The sequence below is a fragment of the Oscillospiraceae bacterium genome, from assembly GCA_035380125.1.
In the GTDB taxonomy this organism is placed as follows: Bacteria; Bacillota; Clostridia; order Oscillospirales; family JAKOTC01; genus DAOPZJ01.
The window spans coordinates 1-7,358 of sequence record DAOSWV010000012.1; the positions used below are offsets into that span (position 1 = coordinate 1).

Annotated in this window: 9 protein-coding genes and 1 tRNA gene; 5 read left to right on the forward strand and 5 right to left on the reverse strand. The window is 50.4% G+C overall.

Annotation, left to right across the window (positions count from 1 at the left end):
- Positions 1–137 precede the first annotated feature (137 nt).
- The 4 genes from PK629_06045 to PK629_06060 form a co-directional block, all read right to left on the reverse strand.
- Complete coding sequence (locus PK629_06045) at positions 138–584, reverse strand: hypothetical protein (protein ID HOP11032.1); 447 nt, start codon at positions 582–584, stop codon at positions 138–140.
- A gap of 19 nt (positions 585–603) precedes the next feature.
- Positions 604–870 carry a hypothetical protein gene (locus tag PK629_06050; GenBank protein ID HOP11033.1) on the reverse strand — a complete coding sequence of 89 codons (267 nt, stop codon included), beginning with the start codon at positions 868–870 and terminating at the stop codon, positions 604–606.
- A 16-nt stretch (positions 871–886) separates the two neighbouring features.
- A complete protein-coding gene (locus PK629_06055) occupies positions 887–1,396 on the reverse strand; it encodes an ImmA/IrrE family metallo-endopeptidase (protein ID HOP11034.1) in 510 nt (169 codons plus the stop codon).
- 74 nt (positions 1,397–1,470) lie between these two features.
- On the reverse strand, positions 1,471–1,917 hold the full coding sequence (locus PK629_06060; protein ID HOP11035.1) for a helix-turn-helix transcriptional regulator: 447 nt from the start codon (positions 1,915–1,917) through the stop codon (positions 1,471–1,473).
- Positions 1,918–2,076: 159 nt separating this feature from the next.
- Here PK629_06060 and PK629_06065 point away from each other — a divergent pair, with 159 nt between their 5' ends.
- The 5 genes from PK629_06065 to PK629_06085 all read left to right on the forward strand — a co-directional run bounded on the left by PK629_06065 (position 2,077) and on the right by PK629_06085 (position 7,016).
- Positions 2,077–3,315, forward strand: coding sequence for a DNA polymerase IV (locus tag PK629_06065; protein HOP11036.1), 1,239 nt, complete (start codon positions 2,077–2,079; stop codon positions 3,313–3,315).
- Positions 3,316–3,329: 14 nt separating this feature from the next.
- A complete protein-coding gene (locus PK629_06070; protein HOP11037.1) occupies positions 3,330–4,064 on the forward strand; it encodes an ImmA/IrrE family metallo-endopeptidase in 735 nt (244 codons plus the stop codon).
- 498 nt (positions 4,065–4,562) lie between these two features.
- The gene (locus PK629_06075; protein ID HOP11038.1) at positions 4,563–5,078 is read left to right on the forward strand and encodes a sigma-70 family RNA polymerase sigma factor; all 516 of its coding nucleotides are present in this window, start codon (positions 4,563–4,565) and stop codon (positions 5,076–5,078) included.
- Between the two features lie 417 nt (positions 5,079–5,495).
- A complete protein-coding gene (locus PK629_06080) occupies positions 5,496–5,729 on the forward strand; it encodes a helix-turn-helix domain-containing protein (protein HOP11039.1) in 234 nt (77 codons plus the stop codon).
- A 93-nt stretch (positions 5,730–5,822) separates the two neighbouring features.
- A complete protein-coding gene (locus tag PK629_06085) occupies positions 5,823–7,016 on the forward strand; it encodes a site-specific integrase (protein ID HOP11040.1) in 1,194 nt (397 codons plus the stop codon).
- 95 nt (positions 7,017–7,111) lie between these two features.
- On the opposite strand, the gene PK629_06090 is transcribed toward PK629_06085, so the two are convergent.
- Positions 7,112–7,200: transfer RNA gene (locus PK629_06090), tRNA-Ser, on the reverse strand.
- Positions 7,201–7,358: the final 158 nt, after the last annotated feature.

Below are 7,358 nucleotides of genomic sequence, written 5' to 3' on the forward strand. Positions count from 1 at the left end.
GCAGCTTAAATTCATTTTTCAGGCGCCCTTTTTGCGAACATTACTTGACACGGCCGTTTGCAGCGTTTCGTGGATTATTCATATACTATCATATCGGCAAAAAGCAAGAGTAAAGGCGCGGAGGCTTGCCCGCGCCTTTACTCTTGTTCATCATCTTGATAGATTGCCCCATCGAAAACGAACAGGTTGTCTATCGGTATGCTTTGCCGTATGTAGTCTGATAACCCAATGGTATCCACTGTTAGATCCTCGCAAAGCGAACCCGTTTCCTTTCGTTTCGTTCCATCGGTATAAGCCAGCTCTATCGTCCAGTCGCCCACATCCGTTGCATAGCAGCAAAGATAATCTCCTTGGAAGTAGCGGTCAACGAGCGATAGAACCTTGTTCGCCGCTTTATCTCCGATGGCAATCCGAAGCCGCCGACTTGGGGCATATTGTCCAAAACCATTGGCATAGGCATACCCGGTAAACCAAACTTGCCCTTTTGAGTTTACGGTGAGACGTTGTTCCACCTCATCCTCCGGGGACGGTTCCGGCCCAAAGCAAATATTGTTGGAAATCAGCGTGATTTTCTTTAGCGCCATATTCTGATGCTCTCCATTGTCAGCGTCTCTCAACGAACCAGCGGCCAATGTCCCTTGCGCTCACATCTGTGTTATGCTCAAAGAACAGATAGCTTTGTTTGCCGCCGATCTGCACCGTGTATCTGTCTCCTTGACCTCCAGCCTTCAAAGCGGCGGCTGGGCGACAGTCAAGAACTTTATCTATTTCGTAGACCTCGCCGTCCTCCCAACGGATACGGCGGGGTATCATTTTGCCGTCTGCGGCAAAAGCAGCGAGTACCGGCACATAGACCTTGATGCTTTCCATAGCTGTACCGTCACCCTCACTTTCTAAGGAAATTGCTGTTTGGACTTTCGGGGAGGTTTATCGGATACCCACGCTGCATCATGCCATAGAGCTTGAACGTGACAAGTTGCGGCTTGAAGCCGACCGTGCTGCACATCTGGAAGTAGTCCATTTCATCCGCGATGCACTCCGCAATGAGTTCATCTTCAATCAGCAGTTCAGAGCAAAACACGTTTGCTTCATACTCTGCATGAGAGGTCATGTCGTACAGCATGAAGTCCTTTAAGGGGGCAACCTTGGCCAAGCTCTGGTGGAGCCTGTCATGCCCCAGCTCATGTCCGGCAACAAGCAACTTGTCACGCTCATGGAGCCTGTCGTTTATCACGATATACCGCTCACGCAAAACAACATAGTAAAAGCCTTTCAGCTTTCCCAAGTTGTTCTTCCAAATCAGATGGATATTCAGAGCGTCTATCAGCTCATACGGGTTTGAAGTCCCGTATCGCTTTTTTAGCCGCTCGATCTCTTGAATAATTGCGTTCTGCACACAGCCCACCTCCTTTAGGTCGGATGTCGTTAATATAGCCTACCACAAGTGCTGTACGAAAAAACGTACTTCACTCATTCTTGGCTATTATCCGACTTTCTGTATTTCTTGGGCGTGTACTTCTTCGCCTGATTCTTGGCGTCAAAGAATATCTCACTCATAGCTTGGAAGAAAGCATCCTTGTCCGCTTCGTCCAGTTCGCCACCGGCAAACAGCGCAGTAGTCTGATTGAGGATAAGCTGCGCTTGTGCCTTGCCCCTTGACCCGAACTTCTCTGCGGATTCGGCAAGGAACGCTTCTTCCTCCTTTATGCGGTCAATCTCCTGCGCCGAAAGAAAATAATCGGTATCGACGCCGAGAGCATGAGCCATTGTGATGAGTGCAGTAGCGTTTTTGGGCTGCCGGTCATTTGCTTCATAAAGCTGGATGGTGCGGACGGTGACTCCGACTTCTTCGGCCAGTTGTTTCTGTGTCATGCCCGCTGCTTCACGAGCAGCTCTGATTTTCTCTCCATACTGCATTTTTGTATGGCCTCCTTCGAGAACGAATTTTTTTCGCTAACCCCTTGACACACGAACCGATATTCGCTATAATCAAAATCACCGCAAGGCGAATGACGGTTCGTGTTTACAGAATACACGAAACGGAGTTCATTGTCAAGTGGGGAGGTGAAAAAATACTTGGAAAAGGCTATTTTGCACAGCGACTTGAACTGCTTTTATGCCAGCGTGGAGACGATGCTTAATCCGGCGCTGCGAGATAAAGCGGTTGCGGTATGCGGGTCAACAGAGGACAGACATGGCATTGTTCTCGCAAAGTCAGAATTGGCAAAGCGAGCCGGAGTGAAAACCGGCATGGTGAATTGGGAAGCGAAACGCTGCTGCCCAAACCTCATAATGGTTGCCCCGCAGTACGAGCAGTATCTCAAATACTCAAAGCTCACCCGCGCCATATATGAGCGGTACACCGACTTGGTAGAGCCTTTTGGCATGGATGAGTGCTGGTTGGACGTATCCGGCAGCCAACGCATTTACGGCGACGGACTTTCAATAGCAGAGGAAATACGAAAGACCGTGCGCGAGGAACTTGGAATGACGGTGAGCATAGGCGTTTCGTTTAACAAGATTTTCGCAAAATTGGGCTCGGATATGAAGAAGCCCGACGCCATCACAACGATAAGCCATGACGAGTATAAAGAGAAAGTCTGGCCGCTTGCAGCGTCGGAGATGATCTACGTTGGACGGGCAACAGAAAAGAAACTGTCCTCCTATGGCATCCACACCATAGGGGACATCGCAAAGACCTCGCCGGATTTTCTGCGGAGCAAGCTCGGTAAGAACGGAGAGCAGCTATGGGTTTATGCCAACGGCGCGGACACCTCCCGCGTCATGCAATCAGGCTTTCATTCGCCGGTGAAGTCAATCGGTCACGGTATTACCTGTAACGCTGACCTTGAAACGCCCGACGAAGTATGGAAAGTGATGCTCCATTTATCTCAGGACATAGGGCATAAGCTCCGTGTTCACGAACTCTGCGCCAAAGGGGTACAGATTACCGTAAAGGACAATGGGCTGGCGTACAAACAGTACCAAGCGCCCCTTGAAATAGCAACGCAAAGCTCTATGGAGATAGCCGCACTTGCAAGGAGGCTTTTTGACACCAACTACCGCTGGCACACGGATGTTCGAGCCGTGACCGTCCGTGCAATCAATCTCATTCCCAAGGAAACACCCCAGCAGCTTATCCTTTTCGATGATGCCGAGAAACGGGAGAAGCGTGACAAGCTGGAAGATGCAATTGAGGACATTCGTGGGCGCTTTGGGAAGTGGGCTGTTTATCCCGCTGCGCTCTTGGGAGAAATGAAACTCCCCGGTCATAGCAGCCACGACATTATCATGCCCGGCATGATGTACTCATAAGGAGCAAGAAACTGATGATTCTATCCCTCGCAAACATTGAGGACTTGGCAGAAGCCATACTCAAAGACTATCTTGGCGCATTGCCGGATGATGCGAACCACGTCCATCCGATTGACATAGAGGCATTTGCCTCGCGTTGCCTTGGCTTGAACGTCGCATACACCCGCTTGTCGGATAACGGCGATGTTCTCGGTCTGACGACCTATGCCGATGTGGAGGTTGAGTTGGAACGCTACATGGACAAGCAGATTATCAAGGTGGCCAAGAACACCATTTTGATTGATGACAGCCTTATAAAGCCATTCTCTCAGCCTGACAGCAACAAAGGCCGACGCCGCTTCACAATATCCCATGAGTGCTCTCATCAGATTCTATTCCGGCAGGAACCTGACGAGCAGCAGCAGTCTCTATTGCGGCAATACGCGGGACGTTCATACTCTCTGCGGGAACTCGTTACGAAGGATGACTGGAGCGAATGGCAAGCAAACGCTCTCGGAGCCGCTCTGATTATGCCGCCCAACAGCGTTAAGCTGCTTATGGAGAAGTACGCCCGTGGCCGTAGCCTGACAAGCTATGAGAACCATTTTGCGAGTAACGACAAACTGATACTAACACACTTGTGCGGTGCTCTGGAGGTTTCAAAAGCCGCTATGGTCATCCGGCTGCGTCAGCTCGGATATATCGTGGAGAAGCCGTACAACGAGTTTTCTGACCCATTGGAGGTGGTAAACGATGAGGACAGTATGTAATACTCCGACAGCCGAAACGCTGGAGAAAGTTCGCGTCTCCAGATCAGCGGTTGAGGGAATAAAACCAAAGGACATCCGATGCCCGTACTGTGGCCGCTTGCTTACGCGCAAGTACCCCGACACAAGAGGACACATCGACGGCAAGTGCGATAAATGCGGACGACAAATGGTAATTGACCTTGTGAGCTGGCGCAGAAAGAGACACTAAACCCGGCTTGCAGCTTTACAACTAAATATCTTCGTGGCAGTGCTACGGGGCCGATATGACTATATCGAGACACCTGAAGCCGCATGACAAGGAACGCTATTGCTATATGCAAAAGCTGTCCATGTGCGACTTCGCTTGTTTCAGGTCATGCGGCCCCGTTCTCTTTAGTCCTTTCCGGCTCTCCGTAGCGGAAAGGAAAAGAGATGTTTCAATGGGAATCGTATGCGGACAAGTATCCGTAGCCTCCGACACCGGCAGCCCAACACAAACATACTATTTGGAGGATTGAAATGGATACGAACAAGAAGAACGGGTTTGTGCTTGTAAACGGCAGCTATCAGGAAGCGCCGACAAACGAGCTTGTAGAGAACGGCAGATGGAAGCCCGGATATGAGAACCGGCGCTTTGTGAAGCTCCACGGCTATCTGCTGGAAGTGGATGAGAAAACCTATCGTGACTACCAGCGGCAGCGCCGGAGGGAAAAGTATCTTGCCGAGGAAGCAGAACTGCACAATGAGTTTTCATATAACGCCGCTGACTGTGCTGAGTATTCCGGCGAGGAACTCATCGTCGATATTCTCACCAACGTCGAAGATGAAGTCATCCATAACATGATGGTCGAGATGGTTGCTGACGCAGTAGAGAACCTGCCAAGTAGCGACTATGACCTTATCCACGCGCTGTACTTCGATGGTTTAACGGAACGGGAGTACCAAGATAAAAGCGGACTTCCGCAAAAAACGATCAACAACCGTAGGCGGCGCATACTCAGGTATCTAAAAAAAGTTGTCGGAGATGAAAAATAAAATGGCTCAAACCCCGTTTTTTTCGGCTTTAGAAGTGAGAGGACTTTTCTTCTTTCGCCGAACCTTGACAACTTCATATACGTTTTTACAGGCACAAACCCCGCGTGATAGCGAAACAAGCCGCGCCGCGATGACAGTGGAAACACCAGAGCGATCAGCGTATAGGCTTGACCCCGGACAGGCAATCCGGGCGCGATGACAGCGCGGAAGATAATGAAACTTGCTCACGCCCGCCCACAGACTTGAGGCGGAGTCCTGTGATGTGCGCCAGCCCTACAAGCAGCGGCATCATGGAACTATGACAGTCTCGCCAGAGACGGCCTGTAAAGACCCCAGTTGTCGGGGAGGCGTGGCAAATACGACATCTATTCAACTTCTGCGGGGAAACCCGTCTTTCGTTATGGAAAGGAGAAAACATTGAATACTATCCTCTCAACTAAAGACGCATATAACCTGATGCTCAAAGAGTACCCGGACGTGCTCGACATCAATCAGATGTCCGCTGCTCTCGGCGTCAGTACGAAAACCGGCTACCAGCTTCTCCGAAACGGAGAGATCACTTGCCTCAAGGTCGGACGCAGCTATCGTATTCCGAAAGCCCACTTGCTGACCTATCTCAAAATCGGGTCTGAAGTCAGGCAGGCTATGTGAACGCGACAAACTTGAGATTACCTACCGCTTGGCATATTATGTTCTTGTCAACGGTAGGTTGTCTCCGGCTGCCAAGTAAAGGAGGTACAGATTATGGTAGCAGGACACCTACAAGAGAAAAAAGGCTTGTTTTACATCGTTCTCAGTTACAGCGACAGAGACGGCAAGCGAAAGACTAAATGGGTTCCGACAGGATTGCCTATCAAGGGCAACAAGCGGAAAGCCGAGACAATGCTTCAAGAAGCACGAAAGACCTTTGTGGCCGACTATGTTCCCGTCGCGGAGGATATGCTCTTTGTCGATTACCTCACCGAATGGCTGGAGATAGCCAAGGGGTCAGTCGCATTGACCACCTACGCATCGTATTCCTCGATGGTTAAGAATACGATAATCCCGTACTTTAAGCCCAAGGAGTTGACCCTGATTGGCTTGCAGCCGCGAGACATTCAGGAGTTCTATACCCAACAGCTCAAACGGGTTAAGGCGAGCAGCGTCATTCACTACCATGTGATAATCCATCGTGCTTTGAAGTATGCGGTCAGGACAGACCTTATCCCTACAAACCCCGCCGACAAGATTGACCGCCCCAAGATGGAACGGTTCGTCGGCAGCTTCTACGACAGCGATGAGATGAACAGTCTTTTTGAAGCAGCGGCGGGAACAAGGCTTGAACTGCCTATCCTGTTGGGCGCTTTCTACGGACTGCGCCGGAGCGAGGTCATCGGCCTTAAATGGGACGCGATTGACTTTGCCAACGAAACCATTACCATTCGCCACACCGTCACTACTTGCAACCTCGATGGGAAACAGGTATTAGTCGCTTCGGACACCACGAAAACAAAGTCGAGCATGAGAACGCTTCCCCTTGTGCAAGTGTTCAAGGAACGATTGCTCGATGTCAAGGCCAAGCAGGAGCAGAACATGAAACTCTGCGGGCGCTCATACAACAAGGATTATCTCGGATACATCTGCGTGGATGAGATGGGAAACCTCCTAAAGCCCGGTTATCTGACTACATCGTTTCCGCTGCTGCTTGAAAAGAACGGTTTGAGGAAAATCCGTTTTCACGATCTTCGGCATAGCTGCGCGAGTTTGCTGCTTGCCAATGGCGTACCAATGAAGCAGATACAGGAATGGTTAGGACATAGCGATTTCTCCACGACGGCCAATATCTACGCGCACTTGGATTTCAATTCCAAGATTTCTTCGGCACAGGCCATGATAACAGGGCTGAAAATGCCTGAGGCGCAACCCGCGATGGGTATGACCGCCGCTTTGCCGGAATGAACGGCAAAGCCAGTTCTCTCCTTAGAGTGGAGAGAACTGGCTCCGAAAAAGCAAAAAAGCGATTTCCCTCAAAAAAGGGAAACCGCTTGATTGCTTGGCGGAGAGGGTGGGATTCGAACCCACGTGGGATTGCTCCCAAACTGATTTCGAGTCAGCCCCGTTATGACCGCTTCGATACCTCTCCGTATCTATCTTCAACATCAATTCTCAAAGGTTTGCGCTTTGGAGAGAACTGATGGAGAGAACTCACCGTATTTTGTTTTCAACTACCCGGCAGAAACCCCGCCGTATCAAGGTTTTTCAGCCCTGCGCTTCCAAACACCGCATTTGATTTCGAGTCAG